Source organism: Microbulbifer agarilyticus, assembly GCF_019800665.1.
Lineage (GTDB): Bacteria > Pseudomonadota > Gammaproteobacteria > Pseudomonadales > Cellvibrionaceae > Microbulbifer > Microbulbifer agarilyticus_C.
In genome coordinates this window covers 393,652-413,941 of the sequence record NZ_JAHVKO010000003.1, presented here as the reverse complement: position 1 = coordinate 413,941, position 20,290 = coordinate 393,652, and the positions used below count along the sequence as shown (strand labels likewise).

General features: G+C 53.6%; 14 protein-coding genes. 4 read left to right on the top strand and 10 right to left on the bottom strand.

Features of this window, described 5'->3' with window-relative positions:
* Nucleotides 1-20: 20 nt before the first annotated feature.
* Nucleotides 21-1,124 carry an enoyl-CoA hydratase/isomerase family protein gene (locus KUV22_RS07445; protein ID WP_222229821.1) on the bottom strand — a complete coding sequence of 368 codons (1,104 nt, stop codon included), beginning with the start codon at nucleotides 1,122-1,124 and terminating at the stop codon, nucleotides 21-23.
* Nucleotides 1,125-1,440: 316 nt separating this feature from the next.
* Between KUV22_RS07445 and ettA the strand changes: the two genes are divergently transcribed.
* Nucleotides 1,441-3,105, top strand: a complete 1,665-nt coding sequence (gene ettA / locus KUV22_RS07440; protein WP_222229819.1) for an energy-dependent translational throttle protein EttA — start codon at nucleotides 1,441-1,443, stop codon at nucleotides 3,103-3,105.
* Nucleotides 3,106-3,230: 125 nt separating this feature from the next.
* On the opposite strand, the gene KUV22_RS07435 is transcribed toward ettA, so the two are convergent.
* Nucleotides 3,231-5,234, bottom strand: coding sequence for an acyltransferase family protein (locus KUV22_RS07435; protein WP_222229817.1), 2,004 nt, complete (start codon nucleotides 5,232-5,234; stop codon nucleotides 3,231-3,233).
* Between the two features lie 369 nt (nucleotides 5,235-5,603).
* Between KUV22_RS07435 and KUV22_RS07430 the strand changes: the two genes are divergently transcribed.
* Nucleotides 5,604-7,436 carry an ATP-binding protein gene (locus tag KUV22_RS07430; RefSeq protein WP_222229814.1) on the top strand — a complete coding sequence of 611 codons (1,833 nt, stop codon included), beginning with the start codon at nucleotides 5,604-5,606 and terminating at the stop codon, nucleotides 7,434-7,436.
* A 26-nt stretch (nucleotides 7,437-7,462) separates the two neighbouring features.
* On the opposite strand, the gene KUV22_RS07425 is transcribed toward KUV22_RS07430, so the two are convergent.
* Nucleotides 7,463-9,118 (bottom strand): diguanylate cyclase, encoded by a 1,656-nt coding sequence (locus KUV22_RS07425; protein ID WP_224917528.1) that lies wholly within the window; start codon nucleotides 9,116-9,118, stop codon nucleotides 7,463-7,465.
* A 325-nt stretch (nucleotides 9,119-9,443) separates the two neighbouring features.
* Nucleotides 9,444-9,914: a hypothetical protein gene (locus tag KUV22_RS17335; RefSeq protein WP_261319361.1), complete on the bottom strand. Its 471-nt coding sequence runs from the start codon at nucleotides 9,912-9,914 to the stop codon at nucleotides 9,444-9,446.
* A 168-nt stretch (nucleotides 9,915-10,082) separates the two neighbouring features.
* Here KUV22_RS17335 and KUV22_RS17330 point away from each other — a divergent pair, with 168 nt between their 5' ends.
* Both KUV22_RS17330 and KUV22_RS07415 read left to right on the top strand, forming a co-directional pair.
* Nucleotides 10,083-12,260, top strand: a complete 2,178-nt coding sequence (locus tag KUV22_RS17330; protein WP_315857525.1) for an autotransporter family protein — start codon at nucleotides 10,083-10,085, stop codon at nucleotides 12,258-12,260.
* Between the two features lie 127 nt (nucleotides 12,261-12,387).
* On the top strand, nucleotides 12,388-13,197 hold the full coding sequence (locus KUV22_RS07415; RefSeq protein WP_222229808.1) for an MOSC domain-containing protein: 810 nt from the start codon (nucleotides 12,388-12,390) through the stop codon (nucleotides 13,195-13,197).
* A gap of 51 nt (nucleotides 13,198-13,248) precedes the next feature.
* Here the strand turns inward: KUV22_RS07415 and urtE are convergent, their stop codons facing one another.
* Genes urtE through KUV22_RS07385 form a run of 6 tightly spaced genes read right to left on the bottom strand, consistent with a single transcriptional unit; the run spans nucleotide 13,249 to nucleotide 20,117 of the window.
* Nucleotides 13,249-13,944 carry an urea ABC transporter ATP-binding subunit UrtE gene (gene urtE / locus KUV22_RS07410; protein ID WP_222229806.1) on the bottom strand — a complete coding sequence of 232 codons (696 nt, stop codon included), beginning with the start codon at nucleotides 13,942-13,944 and terminating at the stop codon, nucleotides 13,249-13,251.
* Nucleotides 13,941-14,777: an urea ABC transporter ATP-binding protein UrtD gene (urtD, locus tag KUV22_RS07405; protein ID WP_390625266.1), complete on the bottom strand. Its 837-nt coding sequence runs from the start codon at nucleotides 14,775-14,777 to the stop codon at nucleotides 13,941-13,943. Before urtD ends, urtE begins: the two co-directional genes overlap by 4 nt.
* Before the next feature lie 5 nt (nucleotides 14,778-14,782).
* Nucleotides 14,783-15,928 (bottom strand): urea ABC transporter permease subunit UrtC, encoded by a 1,146-nt coding sequence (gene urtC, locus KUV22_RS07400; RefSeq protein ID WP_222230427.1) that lies wholly within the window; start codon nucleotides 15,926-15,928, stop codon nucleotides 14,783-14,785.
* 47 nt (nucleotides 15,929-15,975) lie between these two features.
* Complete coding sequence (gene urtB, locus KUV22_RS07395) at nucleotides 15,976-17,607, bottom strand: urea ABC transporter permease subunit UrtB (protein ID WP_315857514.1); 1,632 nt, start codon at nucleotides 17,605-17,607, stop codon at nucleotides 15,976-15,978.
* A 25-nt stretch (nucleotides 17,608-17,632) separates the two neighbouring features.
* Nucleotides 17,633-18,919, bottom strand: coding sequence for an urea ABC transporter substrate-binding protein (gene urtA / locus KUV22_RS07390; protein WP_222229804.1), 1,287 nt, complete (start codon nucleotides 18,917-18,919; stop codon nucleotides 17,633-17,635).
* Nucleotides 18,920-18,959: 40 nt separating this feature from the next.
* The gene (locus KUV22_RS07385; RefSeq protein ID WP_222229802.1) at nucleotides 18,960-20,117 is read right to left on the bottom strand and encodes a hypothetical protein; all 1,158 of its coding nucleotides are present in this window, start codon (nucleotides 20,115-20,117) and stop codon (nucleotides 18,960-18,962) included.
* Nucleotides 20,118-20,290 lie beyond the last annotated feature (173 nt).

Here is a 20,290-nt window from a genome sequence, read left to right as displayed (position 1 = left end):
AGCCCCACAATACAGGCCCGCTACAGATCTGCCAGCGGGCTCTGTTCCCAGGGCGCTGCAAAGCAGCGCTCGATATCTTCGCGGGTAACCTCTGCCAGTGTCGCCGGCTGCCATTGTGGCTGGCGATCCTTGTCGATCAGCAGTGCCCGCACCCCTTCCTTCACCTGGCCGGAACGACACATATTCACGGCCAGAGCCAGCTCCATGCGCAGCACCTCCGCCAGCGACATATGGCGGCCGCGACGCAGCTGCTCCCACACAATCCAAGCCGTAAGCGGGCAACCTGCCTGCATGGTCGCCGAGGCACGCTGCAGCCATTTGTCATCACCGCTGTAGGCGGCAATGTCCGCGTAAACTTCCGGTAAGGTCGCGCCGTCGGTCAGCTCCTGAATCGCATCGTAGTGGGTCCGCAGGTTGGAATCCGGCTGCTCGGCACTCGCCATTTCCAGCGACTGCACCTGCTTGCTCACCAGCACATGGTTCTGGTCGATATCCCCAGAAAACTCCAGTGCCGCCAGGCCATTCAGCAATGCGTCTTTACTTTCGCAGGGCAACAGGCGATCCGCCATGCCGCAGTAGATCGCATCAGTGCCGTTGAACTGGGCCCCGGTGAGGCCGAGGAACAGGCCCGTGCGCCCCGGCATACGATTGAGGAACCAGCTGCCACCCACGTCCGGGAACAAACCAATGGTGATTTCCGGCATCGCCATGCGCGTGGTTTCTGTAACGATACGATGGCTGGCGCCACTCATAATGCCGATACCACCACCCATGACAACGCCACTGCCCCACACGACAATAGGTTTGGGATACGTGTGAATGCGGTAGTCCAAACGGTATTCGCGGGTGAAGAAGTCCTGCACAAACTGGCCCGCACCCTGCTCACCATAACTGCCCGACTCCCGGTGCAGTGCCACCACATCACCACCGGCACACAGCGCCTTTTCCCCTGCCCCCTCGATCCAGATACAGGCCAGGGTGTCGTCCTGCTCCCATGCGTCCAGTTGGTCGGCGATCAGGTCGATCATCTCAAGGTTAAGGGCGTTGAGCGCCTTGGGAAGATTCAGCGTCAATTTGCCGAGCGCACCCTGGCGCTCAACGATAACGGGGTGTTCCTGGGTCATACTGGTTCCCGGTTGTGTTATTTGTGGCAAAGTTAACCATAGATGGTGGTTGAGAGGCATTACTTGTGCCCGCCAAAATGTCTAATGCGAAGGCGCTGCTATCAGGAAACCCTATGCGAGCCCCTCTAAAACAGGGATGTTTTAGAGGAGCCCCCATGGATGGGTTTACGGTGTGTCTCGTATAGGGTTTCCTGATAGCAGTGCCGCCACAGAACTAGATCAAACCACCACGCGACTATCCCCAAGCCACAGGTTGAACTTTCCCACCAACCTGATAACTTGCGCGCAAATTCTGACCGACTGGATTAGAGCTCTAATGGCTGAATACGTATACACAATGAACCGCGTGGGCAAGGTTGTTCCGCCCAAGCGCGAGATTCTGAAAGATATTTCCCTGTCCTTCTTCCCCGGCGCCAAAATCGGCGTACTGGGCTTGAACGGTGCCGGTAAGTCCACCCTGCTGCGCATCATGGCGGGTGTCGATCAGGACTTTAACGGTGAAGCCCGCGCCATGCCCGGCATCAAAGTGGGCTACCTGCCGCAGGAGCCTCAGCTGGACCCAGAGAAAGACGTGCGCGGCAACGTCGAAGACGGCGTGCGTGAAGCCATCGACGCTCTCGCCGGCCTCGAGCAGGTCTACGCCGACTACGCCGAGCCGGATGCCGACTTCGATGCCCTGGCCAAGAAGCAACAGCAGTTTGAAGACGTAATCCAGGCCTGGGATGCCCATAACCTGGAGCATCGCCTGGAAGTAGCCGCCGACGCCCTGCGCCTGCCGCCGTGGGATGCGGACGTCACCAAGCTGTCCGGCGGTGAGAAGCGCCGTGTAGCCCTGTGCCGCCTGCTGCTGTCCCGCCCGGACATGCTGCTGCTGGACGAACCCACCAACCACCTGGATGCGGAATCCGTATTTTGGCTGGAGCGCTTCCTGCACGACTTCGAAGGCACCGTGGTAGCCATTACCCACGACCGCTACTTCCTCGACAACGTAGCCGGCTGGATTCTGGAACTGGACCGCGGCCACGGTATTCCCTGGGAAGGTAACTACACCACCTGGCTGGAACAGAAAGAGAAGCGCCTGGAGCAGGAGCAGAAAGGTGAGCAGGCCCGCGCCAAGGCCATGCAGAAAGAACTGGAATGGGCCCGCCAGAACCCCAAAGGCCGCCAGTCCAAGAACAAGGCCCGCCTGTCCCGCCTGGAAGAAATGCAGTCACAGGAATTCCAGTCCCGTAACGAAACCAACGAGATCTACATTCCACCGGGTGAGCGTCTCGGTGACAATGTGATTGAGCTGAAAAACGTAAACAAAGGTTTTGGTGATCGCGCGCTGATCGACAACCTGTCGTTCCGTGTACCCAAAGGTGCCATCGTGGGTATCGTGGGCGGTAACGGCGCCGGTAAGTCCACCCTGTTCCGCATGATCAACGGCACCGAACAACCGGACTCCGGTGAAATCAATATCGGCGAAACCGTACAGATTGCCAGTGTGGATCAGAGCCGTGAGAGCCTCGACGACAGCAAGACCGTATGGGAGGCCGTGTCCGACGGGCATGACATGCTGAAGATCAACAACTACGAAGTCGGCTCGCGCAATTACATTGGCCGTTTCAACTTCAAGGGCAGTGACCAGCAGAAACGTGTCGGTGAACTCTCCGGTGGTGAGCGCGGCCGTCTGCACCTGGCCTACACCCTGAAGCAGGGCGCCAACGTGCTACTGCTGGACGAACCGTCCAATGACCTCGACATCGAAACCCTGCGTGCACTGGAAGAAGCCCTGTTGAGCTTCCCGGGCTGCGCCATGGTGATCTCGCACGATCGCTGGTTCCTCGACCGTGTGGCAACCCACATCCTGGCCTACGAAGGCGACAGCAACGTGGTGTTCTTCGAGGGTAACTACACCGAGTACCACGAGGACTTTGTGGCGCGCAACGGTGAAAACGCTACGCCGCACCGGATGCAGTACAAGAAGCTGAAGACCTGACCCTTCCACCAGACAGACACTGGCGTATATCGGCAAAGTCTGCCACAAAAAAGCCAGCCCTATTTGGGCTGGCTTTTTTGTACTTCACAAACTGTCAAAACCTGAACGGTGCTGAGGGGAAAAGGTTAGATATTTGCCGCCTGCAAAATTTCGGCCTGCAACATGGCCGCGCCGATCAAACTCAAATGGTCATCGTCCCGGTAGAAGGACTGCTCGAGATCATGCGTGATACACCTGCCGGAAATCTTCGTATTGCAAAACAGCTTATGGGGATAAACCCGCACGATATTTTCGTGCTGAACGCTATCCAATAAACGCGCGCTTGCTTGCACTCGCTCCTGAAATACAGCGTAGCTGGTAGAGATCGGGTTCTTGTCCAGCTCAGCCCTCATCTCGTTTTCGCTTTTCCCAGACAGTTTGCTCTTTAGCTGTTTTGCTACATGCCAACCCACCTCTGGAACTGGGTACAAGAGGACGACCTGGTGGCCGAATTTAGCGAGTTCGAGCAGGGCCGCGGCGTATTCTCTGCTAATCGCCGCAGCGCGTTGTTCACGCGATCCAAGAGGCTCAGAGGGATACTGCATTCTATATTCCATTTCCCCCTCGTACTTACCCTCTTGATTGTCGAAACGATCCTCGGAAAGGATCAAAGGCAACCTTCCCCCAACCACCACAACACCGGGCTCGCCGGACAACAAGATCTCCCTCCTGCGTTCCTGAACTGCCGAGGTACAACGCGTAGCCTTGCCGTTTTCCTTGCGCACCCTATCCATATTCGGCACATACATGCAGCCAGATTGGGTCAATACGTGGAAGCTCACATTATTATTACTTGAATACTCCAGCAAACTGCTTTCCAGGGTCATCATGTGTGAATCCCCCAACAGGTAGAGAGCCCTATCCCCACCCTCATTAAATGTGCAGTGGAGATTATCCTCACACAGATTCACTTCGACTTGCGCCTCTTTCACAATGGTAGGCAAGCGCGTGTCAAACCCATCATGCTTTATCACCACCAAGGAGAAACCCAGGAATACAGCAACGAACGATGATGCCAACATATTGGTTTTACGTAGGGGTATCTGCCCGGGCTTGCGAAAGGGCTTTTCTATCCAGCGATAAGACACATAGGCGAGTATAAATACGGCACCAATCGACAACAGCTTAATTGCTAGGGTTTCGAAGCTATTGGATATGCGCAAAAAGGCGAATAACGGATAGTGCCAGAGATACAGAGAATATGAAATTAGCCCAACACCAACAAAACCTCTGGTCGATAACAGCCGAGTCACAAGGTTGCTGCTATCGGGACAGGCAATCACCATCACCGCACCAAGCACGGGAATTATTGTGATAAACCCCGGATGTGCCGAAGAAAAGCTGATATACACAAGAGAATAAGCAATCAGCAAGATACCAATATAGGGAAATGCCTTGTAAAACGGTGTCTTCTCCTTGTTGATCCAGTTATTCGAAATCAAATAAGCAACGAGCGCACCGGCAAACAACTCCCAAATTCGGCTCGGTAGCATATAAAAAGAAAATGATGAATCACGCGCACTCATCCACTCGGCAAAACAGAGGCTCGCAACGATCGAAACGACGAAGAAATGCAGAATCCAACCTTTACAATACCGATACATTAATATCATCAGCATTGGAAAAATAAGGTAGTACTGTTCTTCAACCGCCAGAGACCAAGTATGCATCAACGGCTTCAGTAACGCCGACTCCGCGCCATAAGCCTGCAAGCTGTAGTTCCAATAAATATTCGAACCAAAAAGCAAGGAAGCAACAAGAGAGTTTACGAAATCGACCAAACTGTCGGAGAGCAGTAAGTACCAGGCCATCGGCAAACAGAAAGTCAGCACCGCAAATAATGCGGGCAACAATCTTCTCGCTCTACGCGCATAAAAATCAGAAATTGAGATAGTGTCTGTATTCCTCAGCTCTTTGATCATTAAAGACGTGATCAAATAGCCGGAAATAACAAAAAATATATCAACTCCCAGATAGCCACCGGGCAACAGCTTTCCGCCAAACAGTACGATCTCGGCATGATAAATAATGACAGATAACACTGCGATGGTTCTCAAACCATCGATATCTGCCCTGTACTTCAACTGCACTTACAGCCCCCATCCAACTCAATAGTTTATGACCCAACGCTCACGGCAGGGGCCTTTTGAATGGGCGCATATTTAACACACTTACCTGGGTTTTACCCTCAGATAAATAGCACTTTTATCAATCCGCGCTGAGCAAGTTAACAAAACATGAATTGGCTAACGTTAAGCTAGCGCGCTCAGTAGAAAGATGACTAAACAGACTTGCGAATCTAGGCACAGCCAATGAAACAAAATCCCACTATTAGCAACAAAAATAGTCCAGGAGCACCAATCTTGTGCGAAAAATTAGCCGCAATCGGTTGATGTATTGTCGCCATCTACACAATTCAGTATCTTGATCACTCAAACATAACAACAAAGCCAATCGCCATGGAAAATAATACAGGCGTCAAATCACTCTCGGCACTGCCAGCGCTGCCTATTTTACTTTTGGCCATGGTATGTCTTGGTACTTGCGAGTGGGTCATCATTGGCTGGTTTCCTCAGGGGTCGCCACCTGTAGTGCACATAGGACGCGTACTTTTAGCATCCGCGCTGGTTGCACTCGCCTGGCACATCAACTTTCGCCGCCAAAAAAAACTGAATGGACGACTGGCTAGACTACTGGCGAAGCAGGAAAATCTGAACAAGCTTAACCAGCAGGAACTGCGCGAGCGCGAAGTTGCGCAACACAAACTTTCTGACCAGCTCGAATTTCTCCAGATCCTTATCGACGCAATCCCCGCCCCCATCTTTTACAAGGACAGCGAAGGTATATACAGCGGTTGCAACCGTGCCTTTGAGGCTTTTCTTGGAAAGCCGCGCGATCAAATTGTCGGACATTCGGTATATGGTGTTTCGCCGGGCCCACAGGCCAGGGTGTATCACGAAAAAGATCTGGAGTTAATGCGACAACGCGGGCACCAGACCTACGAATCGCAGGTGGTCTATGCAGATGGCACCCTGCATGATGTGATCTTCAATAAGGCCGCCTATGAATTGGAAGACGGTCGCCTCGGTGGGCTAATTGGTGTCATTCTCGACATCTCCGAACGCAAAGCGCTAGAGCGAGACTTGCTACAGGCGAAGGAGACTGCCGAATTTTACAGCCGCTCGAAAACCCAATTCCTTACCAACATGAGCCATGAAATTCGCACACCACTCAATGCGATAGTCGGCTTCAGTCAAATTCTTCAGAACCGCACAGCACACCTTTCTCCGACCCAAGATTTTCACGACTTCCTGCAAAAAATCTCGATTAGCGGACAGCGACTGGCGGACCTGGTCAACGATGTGCTGGATATCTCGCGGATTGAGGCGGGCAAAACTGAAGTAGTCGAAGAAGACTTCGCCTTGCAAAACCTCATTAACTGTATTTTGGCTTCCTGTGAACCTCAGGCATACAGCAAAGGTCTTAAGATTTCTTCGCATATCGATTCGACACTACCAAAATATATTCTCATGGATCGCGGAAAGGTTTCTCAGGTACTGATTAACCTCACCGCAAACGCGATCAAGTTTTCCCCGGAACGCAGTGAAGTCAAGATCGAGTTGTTCAATCGCACAAATACACACATCGTTATAGAGGTAAGCGACCAGGGCATCGGTATACCGCCGGAGCAACAAGCCATCATTTTTGAACCGTTTGAGCAGGTCGACAAGACTCTGGACGGACAAGCCAGGGGCACCGGACTCGGGTTGCCGATTGCCCGTAGACTGGTCGAACTGCTTGGGGGCGAGATCGAGCTGAATAGCGCGAAAAATACAGGGACATGCTTCAAAGTAGTACTGCCACTCTGCGAAGGACAGCCCGTACAGGCAACAGGGGAAGAAACCGCGGCTCCAGAACACTCATTCGAGGGCGTTCAGGTTCTTATCTTTGAGGATAACATGCTCAATCAGGCACTGATGCAGGCGTTCTGCGACGACCTGAATATCACGGCCACCTTTGCCGACGATGCGTATGACGGCCTTGAGAAAGCGCAGGCAATACGCCCAGATTTGATCTTTATGGATGTGCAGCTGCCGGGACTCAGCGGCATTGAGGCGACCAAACAAATCCGAAATGATCCCGTGCTTCGCGACACTCCGGTTATTGGATTGTCGGCGGCCGCATTCAGCGACCAGCAAAATACGGCCCGCGATGCCGGCATGAACGACTATCTATCAAAACCGATAGCGTTTCCCGAACTCACAGAAGCAATCCGCAAGAGCTTGCAATAGAAAATGCAGTAGCACATTACGATAAGCTACAAACCTTTGGGCAAAAAAGTTTCTTCACCAGAAGATTCGAAAACCACCCGATTGCGGCCTTGTGCTTTTGCCTGATACAGCGACTTGTCCGCGGTCTCGAAGAGCTCAATCGCCGTATCAAAACAATTTTGTTCAAAGCCCGATACGCCGATACTGACACTGAGCTTCGCGCCCTCGAAATCCATCGCGGCTACGCCCTTGAGTAAGCGATTGGCAACCTTTCGGGCGGCGTTTAAGTCTGTCCGAGGTAGAAGTACTGCAAACTCCTCGCCACCATAGCGACACGCGATTACCGGTTTACGCACCTGCTTTTTGAGCAGTTGCCCCACAGCACGCAACGCCTCGTCACCGCGCGCATGTCCGAGCCGATCGTTGATGCCTTTAAAGTGATCGAGATCCAGGATCATCAGTGCCAGGGGAGTCCCGCTGCGCTGCGCGAACGAGAACTCCCGCGGTAGCTGCTCATCGAAATAGCGACGGTTGTGCAAACCGGTCAACTGGTCCACGTAGCCGTGCCGTTGTATCTCACCTACCCGTGCGCCGAGCGCAAGCGACAGCAAGACCATTTCGATCAATGCGCCGACCTGGAATGCGTTATGCGTAAAGCCATTGTGCGGCACCAGCCCAAAGGTCTTAAGCATATAGATAACCACACACACCAGTAGTGCTGACCACCCCACCAGAAAATAGCGGGCCGGAATCGAGCCTCGCAGGACACTGATAATGCCCATCACCATGAACAACAGCGTCAGCACCAACGTCAGGATCGCCAGGCTCAACACCATTGGACCGTAGCTGACAAACGGGGAAATCGCGGTCAGCGGCACCAGGAAAAACATCAGCCAGCGGGCAACGCGATCGGTACGTGGAGCCAGCTGCGCGCCGGAGCAAATCGTGCGGACAAATTGAGTACCGAAGATCAGGGTAAGACCAAGCAAAAACACCAGGCTCTGATTTGCGAGCCACGGGTTCCCGGGCCACAAGTACTGGAACGAAACCCCATTGTGCACTCCGAAATAAAGCCCATAGCAAACCGCATACCCCATGTAGTAGGCATAGGCCCTATCCCGCACCGCTAAAAACAGGAACAGGTTATAAATCACCAGCACCAGGAATCCGCCGTAATAGACCCCCAGTAAAATTTGCTCTTTTGCCAGCTGCGGAAGGAATGCTGTTTTACTACTCACGCTAAGACCGATATTAACCGACCCGGCAGTCTGATATCGAAGGTAATAGGTTTGCGTGGCGTGGGCAGCCAGGGTAACCGGGAAAACAAAGTCCCGCAGATTCAGAGGGCGCGTATGGAAAGGCCGGAGATCGCCCGTCGCGACCTGCTGCCAGGCACCTTCCGAATTTGCGTGCCAGAAATCCAGCTGATCGATAAGGGGGTAATCCTGCCGTATCACCAGCTCCACGGGCTGGGCGGATGGATTACTCAAGGTCACCGTCACCCAGTAGGCTGCGGGACTAAAACCGAAATTAGCCTGCTCGCCCTCGGGGAGCACAGACCAGGAGTGGATATCGGACGCAAGAATATCATCCATCACCAGGTCGCCGGTTTCGTCTTCCAGCAGGCGAAGGTGAGGGTTAAGGCTTTGTGAAGACAGCTCTTCCGCCACCACTAGCGTGGTTGCGTATGCCCCGTGCGACACGCAAAGCAGCACCAAAATGCAAATCCACCGTGCGATACCCATCGCGCCGCGCCCCCAATTTTTCTCGCTATTTATGACGCAGGATGTTACCACAGCTCTTCCGCTGTAATGGCCATCTACGCCCCCTCGACTAAACTGCGATAGCCCTCACCCCCTATTCAAAAAATGCATTGGTCGGCTCTGCTGAGCACAAAATTCCCAGCCGGCCAGCAGGAAAATAAGTACCCTGGACGCCCTGTAGAAAATGGATTTTGTAGACAGTCGTCATACCACTCCGCGTTGTGGCTGGCACCTTGCAGCGCTTGCGGTGACATTCCTCGCCTCGCTATTCCCATTCCACGGATATGCGGACTGCCAACCGGACCCTCCAAGCTCCGGTGATATCGTCACATGCAGCGGCGCGACCAGTGATTTCTCCGTTAGGCAACTTGATGATCTCACGATCAACATTCTCTCCGATGCCACCTTCAATGGCCCACTTGAAGCCCGCCAAATTGACAACCTGATCATCGATAACGAGGGGATTCTCAGCAGCGTGGAGTTCATCAGCAATGGACTGGTGGATTTTACTAACCGCGCAACCGTAAATCAGGGTATTGAGGCCAGCGGCACCGGCAATCTGAACATCCTCAACGATCCGAACGGTACCATCAATGGCGGCATTGGCATCAACGGCAATGTGGAAACCGTGGTCGACAATAGCGGCATTATTCAGGGGCAGGCGGTGTCTCTGGGTAGCGCGGACGACACCGTTATCAACCGCGACGGCGCGCGTATCAATACTTTGGTGGAACAAGGCTCTGGTGCCGACACATTTTTGCTGGAAGGTGGTTTTACCGACGCCGTCGATCAGGAAAGTGGGCGCGATCAGGCGACAATACTCGACGGCGAGCTATCCAATTTCCTGGCCGGCAGCGGCAATGACACGCTGACCTGGAGCGGTGGAATAGTCCGCGCACTGGATATGCAGGATGGTGATGACGTCGCGCGCTTTATCGGACTGAGCAACAGCAACTTGCTTTCCAATCAGTTTAGTGGCGGGTTTGGTTTCGACCGCCTGAGCTGGCAGGGCACCATCGGTGACCGCCCCGACCGTCTGATCAACTGGGAGGAAATCCGTCTGCTAGACGGCTCCTCGCTCACCATGAATAGCGATTTGATTCTGGGTGACTCGGGCACACTTACCGGCAGTCTGGAAATCGCGCGCACTGCCACTCTGTTTATCAATCAAGGAAGTCGTAGTATTCGTCCGGCCGTTACTGGAAACCCGACAACCCTGGTCAATGCCGGGCTGATGGATTTCACCGGCAACAACAGTCCCACCGATATTCTCTCGCTAAGCGGTAATTACATCGGTAACGCCGGCCGTATGTCGCTGGACACCTTCCTCGGTGACGACAGTTCGCCGTCGGACTATCTGAGCACCACGGGCAACGAAAGTGGTCTTACCCTACTAATCATCAACAATACCAATGGTCCCGGCGCAGAAACACTGGGCGATGGTATTCTGGTCAATCAAGTAATTAACGGCACCAGCACCGCCAGTGCGTTCATTTTGGGTAATCGGGTAGGCGCGGGCCCTTATGAATATTTTCTGTTCCGCGGCGGCTTTTCACCCGGCACAGAGAACAACTGGTATCTGCGATCGCGAGAGTTCGTAAACCCACCGCCGGGCTCAAGCTCATCAAGCTCTAGTTCCTCAAGCTCTAGTTCCTCAAGCTCAAGTGGCTCTTCGAGTTCCTCTGGTTCGTCGAGTTCATCCAGTTCGTCGAGTTCTTCAAGTTCATCGAGCTCTTCCAGTTCATCGAGTTCTTCCAGCTCATCGAGCTCTTCCAGTTCGTCGAGCTCTTCCAGTTCGTCGAGCTCTTCCAGTTCATCGAGCTCTTCCAGTTCGTCGAGCTCTTCCAGTTCGTCGAGCTCTTCCAGTTCATCGAGCTCTTCCAGTTCATCGAGCTCTTCCAGTTCATCGAGCTCTTCCAGTTCATCGAGTTCTTCCAGTTCGTCGAGTTCTTCCAGCTCATCCGGCTCGTCCACATCGAGTGGCAGTAGCTCATCCAGCTCGTCGGGGTCTTCCACTTCAAGCGGCAGTAGTTCATCCAGCTCCTCAGGCTCTTCCAGCTCCAGTGGCAGCAGTTCTTCAAGTTCGAGTAGCTCCTCGTCTGGCAGCAGCTCCAGTGGCGGTAGCGTTCCCCTGATTCGCCCAGAGGTGGGAGTCGACATTCTGCTTCCCTCTGTCAGCCGCGCTCTGGGACGGGAATCACTCGGCACCTTCCACGAAAGAGAGGGTGAACAGGCCTGGTCCAAGCGTAACGACGGCCTGAGTGGCGTATGGGTACGCGCCTTTGGCAACAATATGCAGCAATCCTTCGGGGGACTGGTAAACCCGGACTTTGACGGCACTCTCTGGGGGCTGCAGATAGGCTTCCCGCTCTATGGACAAGACCATGCAAACGGACAAAAAGATATCTTTGGGATAATGCTGGGCACTGGCGGCGCCCATGGAGATACCCGTGGTTTTGCGCTAGGGAAAGAGAATGCCGCCACCGGTAAGATCGATCTCGACCAGTACAACATTGGCGGCTACTGGACACACCACTGGGCGGGAGGCGCCTATGTGGATAGCGTCATTATGTATGCTGGCTTTGACGGTGAAGGCCGTTCAAACCTGAATATCAATACCGATATTGACGGCGACGAATTACTCGCATCGGTGGAGGCAGGCGTACCGATACCATTGGATGGAACCTGGTACCTAGAGCCGCAGGCACAAATCATCTGGCAACACCAGCGCACCAGAAATACCCGGGATATTTTCTCGTCGATAACGTACGACGATGTAGATGCATTTACCGCACGGGTTGGTGGGCGATTCATTGCGGACATCAAGCGTAACAACCGTATCTGGCGACCCTACTTTAAGCTGAACGTCTGGTATGAAGACAATGGTTCAGACGCGGTCTGGTTCAATACGACCCCGATCTTTGTCGAGCGTGGTCAGACGGTACTGGAAACCGGTATCGGGCTAACCTCAGACTTCAGTGGCACCACCAGTCTATTCGGCATTATTGACTACACAACGGACATCGATTCCGGGGAGGTCGACGCCTTTGAGGCGCGTATCGGCTTCCACAAGAAATGGTAATTTGATGATTAAATAAAGTTGCCCGCGCTTGCTGCCTTAAGGCATTTACAGTAAGCGCTTCAGCATTGCTCTAGTTATCGATATCCTTAGCGACGTGCCAGCAAAAAAAACAATGCAGGAGTCGCAGTTGGAAATTTCTGAGCTTTACCATTTCCCGGTAAAATCCTTGCAGGGGCATAAAAGCAATACCTTGCCGTTAGATGAATTTGGCGCTATTAACGATCGGCGCTGGATGCTGGTGGACGGAGAAAACCAATTTGTAACCCAGCGGCGACTGCGAGATATGGCGCAACTGAAGGCCACCGCAATCGACAGCGGTGTCCTACTGGAAAACCCACAGGGTGATTCACTGCAGGTCCAGCAACCTGACGACAACGCCGAATTGAGAGAAGTACGCGTTTGGCATGACAATGTTACTGCCCGCGATGCTGGTGACAAAGCAGCTCGGTGGTTGAGCGAGCAATTGCATACCAGTGTGCGCCTCGTTGCCATGGGTGAAGAATTCCGTCGCCCACTGAAAGCGCCTCGCTCCGATCGCCAGGTTGGCTTCGCCGATGGCGCGCCGCTACTGGTCATCAGTCAGGCATCACTGGACGACCTGAATAACCGCCTCGAAGAACCTGTATCCATGCTGCGCTTTCGCCCGAACCTTGTCGTAAGCGATTGCGAACCCTTTGCAGAGGATCGCTGGAATACCCTAACCGTGCACACTGCTGACGGCCCTATCGAATTCGACTGCACCCACCCCTGCGCGCGCTGCGCAATTCCCGGGCTGGACCCACTCACCGGCCGCGCACAAAAAGAGCCTCTGAAAACTCTGGCAAAGTACCGAAGGTGGGAAGATGGGCAAATTTATTTTGGTATGAATCTGGCGCCAGCCTCTGCCGATAAACTACACGTCGTGCTATGCACAGGCGATAAGGTCGAAGTTCGCTGACTACTACAGTCACTTTAGTGATCTATCTGTACAAAGGGCACGACAACGGCCTTATACGGCCAGGTACTGACGAATTAACTCGTCATTCAGGTTGGACATTTTGTCCACCGCCATCACTGCGCCTTTCTGCATCAGGCGGAACTCCCGCCCTACCCTGCGGGCAAAACCCAGCTTCTGCTCCACCAGAATTACCGTCAAACCATCTTCCTGGTTAAGCTGCGTTACCACATCGCCGATCTGCCGCACAATATTCGGCTGAATGCCCTCATTGGGCTCATCCAGAATCAGCACCTTTGGGTCAATCACCAGTGCGCGGGCAATGGCCAGTTGTTGCTGTTGTCCGCCGGATAAATCACCTCCGCGCCGCTGTAGCATTTCCTTGAGTACCGGAAACAGCTCAAATACCCGCCCAGGTATTTTCTTCAACCCGTCGCTGCGGGCAGGGAGCCCAATTTGCAAGTTTTCCTCCACGGTGAGTAAGGGAAAGATATCCCGCCCTTGCGGCACATAGCCGATACCGATCTTGGCGCGCTGCTGCGCGGCCACTTGCTGGATGGGTTTTCCATCAAAAAGAATCTGTCCACTGCTCGCAGGTAACAATCCCATGAGACATTTCAGCAGAGTCGTCTTGCCCGCACCGTTTCGTCCCATAATGCAGGTGCAGGAGCCTTTTTCGATATTCAGATCCAGGTCCCACAGAATCTGGGTACCACCATATTTTTGATTCAATTTCTCAATACGAATCACGCGTCTTCCCCCAGGTACACCTCAATCACATCTCGGTTGTTCTGCACTTGATCCATGGTGCCTTCTGCCAGCACTGACCCCTGGTGCAATACCGTCACAGTTCGCGCAATGCTGCGCACAAACTCCATATCGTGCTCCACCACTATAACTGTGTGCTTACCTGCTAACGACGTCAGTAGCTCTGCGGTGCGCTCGGTTTCCTCCGCGGTCATACCGGCAACCGGTTCATCCACCAGTAATAACCTGGGCTCAGCGGCCAGCAGCATGCCGATTTCCAGCCACTGCTTTTGTCCGTGGGACAGTGCGCCGGCCAGCTGGTAGCGGACATCCTCCAGACCGATAACCGATAGCACTTCTTCAATGCGATCTCGCTCCGTACCTGAGAGCCTCGCGGTCAATGCCCGCCAGACGCCCCTGTACCCCTTGAGCGACAGCTCCAGGTTACCGAATACGGTATGCGCCTCGAACACCGTGGGCTTTTGGAACTTGCGCCCGATCCCGAGCCCGGCAATTTCTGCCTCGTCGTGCGCTAGCAAATCGATGTTTTGCCCAAACCACGCGCTGCCGCTATCGCAGGCTGTTTTACCGGTAATCACATCCATCAGGGTGGTCTTGCCGGCGCCATTGGCTCCAATCAGGCAGCGCAACTCACCATCATTTACATAGAGGTTTAAATTATTGAGCGCCTTGAACCCATCAAAGCTCACATTCAACTCTTCGAGGTACAGAATAATATTCTTTGATACATCTACTGGCCGCCGACGCGTCACAAGAAACGGCCAGGTAGTATCCCTGCGCATCAGTTCACGCGCTTGTCCGGCAAAGTGATTGATTGGATTCACGCGCCCACCTCCGCTACTGATAATCCATCATCTCTGGTTGTTTGCTCTTTGCCTCTGCCTGGTCGACGATGTACCAGCTCAATTACACGCCCGAACAAGCCAGCTAAACCACGCGGCAGGTAAACGGTCACGATGACAAACAAAGCGCCGAGTGCGAATAACCAGGCATCTGGCATAAGTGCGGTAAAACGCGTTTTTGCGTAATTCACCAGTAACGCGCCGACAATGGCACCGTACAATGTACCGCGGCCGCCAACAGCTACCCACACCACCACTTCAATGGAATTGAGTGGGGAAAACTCCCCCGGATTGATAATGCCGACCTGCGGCACATAAAGCATACCGGCTACTGCAGCAATCAATGCCGAGTACACAAACAGCCATACCTTGTAATGCTCGGTACGATAGCCGAGGAAACGTGTACGGGCCTCCGCATCCCTTACCGCGACGATCACCCGCCCCAGACGCGACTGCACGATTGTACGGCTCACCAAGAAGGTAACTACCACAAGAAAAGTTGTAACTAGAAGCAAGGCTACACGAGTGGCATCTGCCTGCAGATCAAAACCAAGAATATCTTTGAAGTCTGTCAGTCCGTTGTTACCGCCAAACCCCATCTCATTGCGAAAAAATGCGAGCATGAGAGCGTAGGTCAGTGCCTGTGTCATAATCGAAAAGTAAACACCTGTTACCCGCGAGCGAAATGCCAACCAACCAAATACAAAGGCCAGAGTGCCGGGCACCAGCAGTGCCATAAATATGGCGAACCAGAACTGGTCCATACCGAACCAATACCAGGGGAGTTCTTGCCAATTCAGAAATACCATAAAGTCTGGCAGATTCGGATTTCCATACACACCGCGATCACCGATTTGACGCATCAGGTACATACCCATGCCATAGCCGCCGAGCGCAAAAAAAGCCCCATGGCCAAGACTCAGTATTCCGCAGTAGCCCCAGACAATATCCACCGCCATCGCCAACATGGCGAAACAGAGATATTTGCCCATCAACGTAATGGTGTAGGTACTCACATAAAAGGGAGAGTCGGCCGGCAACAGGAGGTTCGCTGCAGACATTGCCAGCGTCACCACCAGTAGTATCCCCACCAACCAGGAGGTACCGCGCCCCGGTTGACGCATTGCAGCCAAAAGGCGGTACGACGCCTGCGCGAGGCTATTGAGCACATTCATTCCGCTGCCCTCCCGCGCTGTGGAAACAACCCTTTCGGTCGCTTCTGGATAAACAGGATCAAGCCAACAAGAACAATAATATTCGCCAGTACCGCACCCATGGAGGGCTCAAGGAATTTATTTGCTACGCCAAGGGAAAAGCCTCCCACCAGCGTACCCAACAGGTTCCCGACCCCGCCGAAGACCACCACCATAAAAGAATCAATAATGTAAGACTGGCCCAGGTTTGGCCCAACATTGGTCAGCTGTGACAAGGCAACCCCAGCCACACCGGCAATACCGGAGCCAAGACCAAAAGTCATGGCATCTACCATCTCGGTGCGCACACCCATCGCCTTCGCCATATCGCGGTTTTGCGATACGGCACGTACATTCAAGCCAAGCGAGGACTTTTTCAGTACCACGACCAGGGCGGCAAAGATCGCCAGCGCAAAGAGCAATATATACAAGCGGTTATAGGTAACCGAAAAAACTGGATTAATCACCAGCGAGCCGCTCATCCAGTTTGGCGTGACCACCTGCATATTGAGTGGCGAAAAGATACTGCGCACAGCCTGCTGCAGTATCAGACTGATACCGAAAGTAGCGAGGAGCGTTTCTAACGGGCGCCCCTGTAAGTGGCGAATAACACCTCGCTCGATCAGCACTCCCACACTGCCGGAAACCAGGAACGCCGCAGGTACAGCAATCAAAAGTGAGTATGCAATGGCCCCGGGGAATAGTTGCTGGATAACATAGGTGGTGTAAGCCCCCAGCATGATCATTTCACCATGGGCCATATTGATCACACCCATCACACCAAATGTGATGGCAAGGCCGATGGCTGCCAACAACAGTACCGACCCCAAGCTTAGGCCAAAGAACAGCTGTTCTAACTGGCCAAAAAATTCTATGCGCTCGGATATTTTATCCAGCGCTTTTTGTGCCGCAGCTCGCACTGCCAAGTCCTGTTCTTGCGCATCGTCCACCAAGCGCTGTAACTGGTTACGTACGGCGGGCTCCAGCTGCCCACTCATGACGCCTATAGCCTCTAGTCGCTCCTCGGAAACACGGCTATCGCGCAACTGTACCATCGCTGCGGCAAGATCGATCAGGCGAGCCACCTCACCGTCAACACCGCCTTGCTGCGCCGCAGTCAGCAGCCGCATGTTCTGTTCATTCAGATCATCCAGCATCGCCAGTACGGCCTGCTTTTGCGCAGATTTGCTGCCATGCAGTAGATCAATGCGCGCTAGGGTCTCGCGCAACTGACTGCGAAGCCGGTTATTAACACGAATCTTCTTAATTTCCCGTGATGTAAACTCGCCAAGGGTAGCCTCACCAAACACGTCACGGCCAATGTACGTACGGCGTTCTGTTTTGGTAATAGCAATAATCTGTTTACTCTCTTTAATAAAGTAGAGTTCACCAGCCAGCATAACCTCAAAAAGGGGCCGCATTTCTGCGCCCCCAGTTTGCTCCAGCTGCCCGATCAATTCGCCTGTTCTTTTCAGGCTCGCCTCGGTCAACTGCTGGAGTACAGAGCCCGCAGAGGTTCCTGCGGACTCTGACTGTGCCAGCGGACTGCCGGTCGGCAACAACAACAGCACAATCGCAACCGACCAAAGCTTGTGTAGTAATGCGTTCACTACGTTCTCCGCTATCCCGTTCGACTTACTGAACCTGACCGCTACATGCCTTGGACTTGGTGTTGTAGTTGCCGCACTTAATCGGCGCTGTCCAATCAGCAATCAGATCCTTGGAACCAGGCAGGAAATCGGACCAGGCATCGCCGGCAACGACACCGTCGGTTTCCCAAACTACTTCGAACTGGCCGTCATCCTGGATCTCACCGATGAACACTGGCTTCGACAGGTGATGATTCTTGTTCATCTTCGCAATGCCACCCGTGAGGTTCGGGAACTCAATTCCGATCATCGCCTGCTCGACCGCGTCAACTTCAGTAGTACCCGCTTTCTCTACCGCCTTGGCCCACATATTGAAGCCGATATAGGTCGCTTCCATCGGGTCATTGGTTACGCGCTTCTCGTCGCCGATAAACTCCTTCCACTGCTCCACGAAATACTCATTGGCTTCACTATCGATACCCTGGAAGTAGTTCCAGGCGGCGAGATGACCAACCAGCGGGCCAGTATCGATACCGGAAAGCTCCTCTTCACCCACAGAGAAGGCCACTACGGGAATGTCTTCTGAGCTCACACCCTGGTTACCCAGCTCCTTGTAGAAAGGCACGTTGGCGTCACCATTGATGGTGGAAACCACAGCGGTTTTCTTACCCGCACCACCGAATTTCTTGATGTCGGAAACAATACCCTGCCAGTCAGAATGGCCGAACGGGGTATAGCTGATCATGATGTCTTCTTCGGCAACACCTGCAGCCTTCAGGTAGGCTTCCAAAATCTTGTTAGTGGTACGCGGATAGACATAGTCGGTGCCCGCCAGTACCCAGCGCTCCACTTCCAGATCAGACATCAGATAGTCCACCGCGGGAATCGCCTGCTGATTGGGAGAGGCACCGGTGTAAAACACGTTTTTGGAGGACTCTTCGCCCTCATACTGCACCGGGTAGAACATAAGGCCGTTCAGCTCTTCCACCACCGGCAGTACGGACTTACGGGAAACAGATGTCCAGCAACCGAAGATCACATCCACTTCCTCTTTGGTCAGCAGCTCGCGCGCTTTCTCCGCGAACAGTGGCCAGTCAGATGCGGGATCCACCACAACGGCTTCGAGTTTTTTGCCCAGCAAGCCTCCCTTGCGGTTTTGCTCGTCGACCATCATCAATACGGTGTCCTTCAGCGTGGTCTCACTGATCGCCATGGTGCCGGACAAGGAGTGCAACACACCGACTTTGATGGTTTCCGCAGCCAGTGCCACACTACTGATGACGCTTGTACCCGCCGCCAAGGCAATGCTGGCAATTGTCTTTTTTACATTCATAAATTAATTCCTCTATTGATTTTGAAGCATTAATCAGCACTTACAGCTGGACCTGCATACCCAGGCTCAATACGTCGACGTCGTCACCCGCATAGCCAGAAGCATTGGCATCACCGGATACGAAACTGAGATTCAGGCGCGTGTTGTGGCCGTTCACCACATAGTTAAGACCGAGTTCAGTGGAACTGCTGCTGGTGGCATCAGACGGGCTGTTTTCGACCAGTCTCAGGTAAGGTTGGAACTTGCCTGGGCCCACATCAGTGGGAAACAGGTAGGCGGCCGTGGCGAAAACGGACTCACCGTCGAACAGGCAGAAGCAATCATCGGCCGCCGGCATCGAGGCCAGGGTGTAATCCGCATCGAACCTTTTGTATTCGCCCTCTACGGTCACCACACCACCGCCATCGAGTACGGTTTCGGACAACATATCGATGGTCCAACCGGAGAAATCACCGGCTTCAGATGCACTACCCACACCGTCTTCCTGGCTTTGCATGGAAAGAGCAAGGGTGAAGATATTGCCGAGTCCACCATAGTAGGTAGAACTGGTGTAGTAGCCCGGGTTGGATTCCATGTTCAGGAAGTTGTAGGCGAAACGCGCCGCGTACAGCGGATTGTCATCTTCGTTACTAAAACCATCCACGCCAGCGAAGGTACCCACCGCATACTGGAATTTGCCTGCAGTACCCCAGAAGGTGACACCCTCGTCACGACCAATCAGACCGGCCTGCCCCCCCTGATCAGAGGCATACAGGGGCTGGCGATACTGATTCCAGCTGAGCGCATAGTAAGGCCCGCTCATTTCGATACGGTCTGCCGGTGTCAGCATATGCCCAACCCAGATATTGAACTCAGGTGTGAACTCAAATTGGGCAATAGCATCCAGAACATCGACGGTATCTCCGTCGCGCTGTTGCAGGTTGAAGGTGAACTTGACGGTATCGTTCAGTTGGCCTGAGGTATACACGCGTATATCCGGCAGGGCGAAATCACTGTCGCCTTCTACCGTTTGAAACTGTGAGCGGAAGCCTGCTCCGATACTGAAGGTCTGGCCCCCTTCAGACTCATACTGCTTGGCCAGTGCGGGATGCGACACGGAGCTCAGTGCCAAGATGGCCGCCGCACAGCTTGCGCGGCCGAGTAATTTCTTAGACCGCGATTGATGGTTCAGTCGCGTACTCTCTGTCGGTGTTTCCATTGATATCCCCTTAGTCGTCGTTGTGGTCTCGATTGGTTATTTTTTGCTGCTATCGATTATTCGATTGGCGAACCAAAGGCGCTATACGCGAATAAGGGCACAGGACTACGTCATTTGACGGTTCTCAGGAAATCCGTGGTGGATACACTAAAGAAGTAAGAAAAAGGATCGAT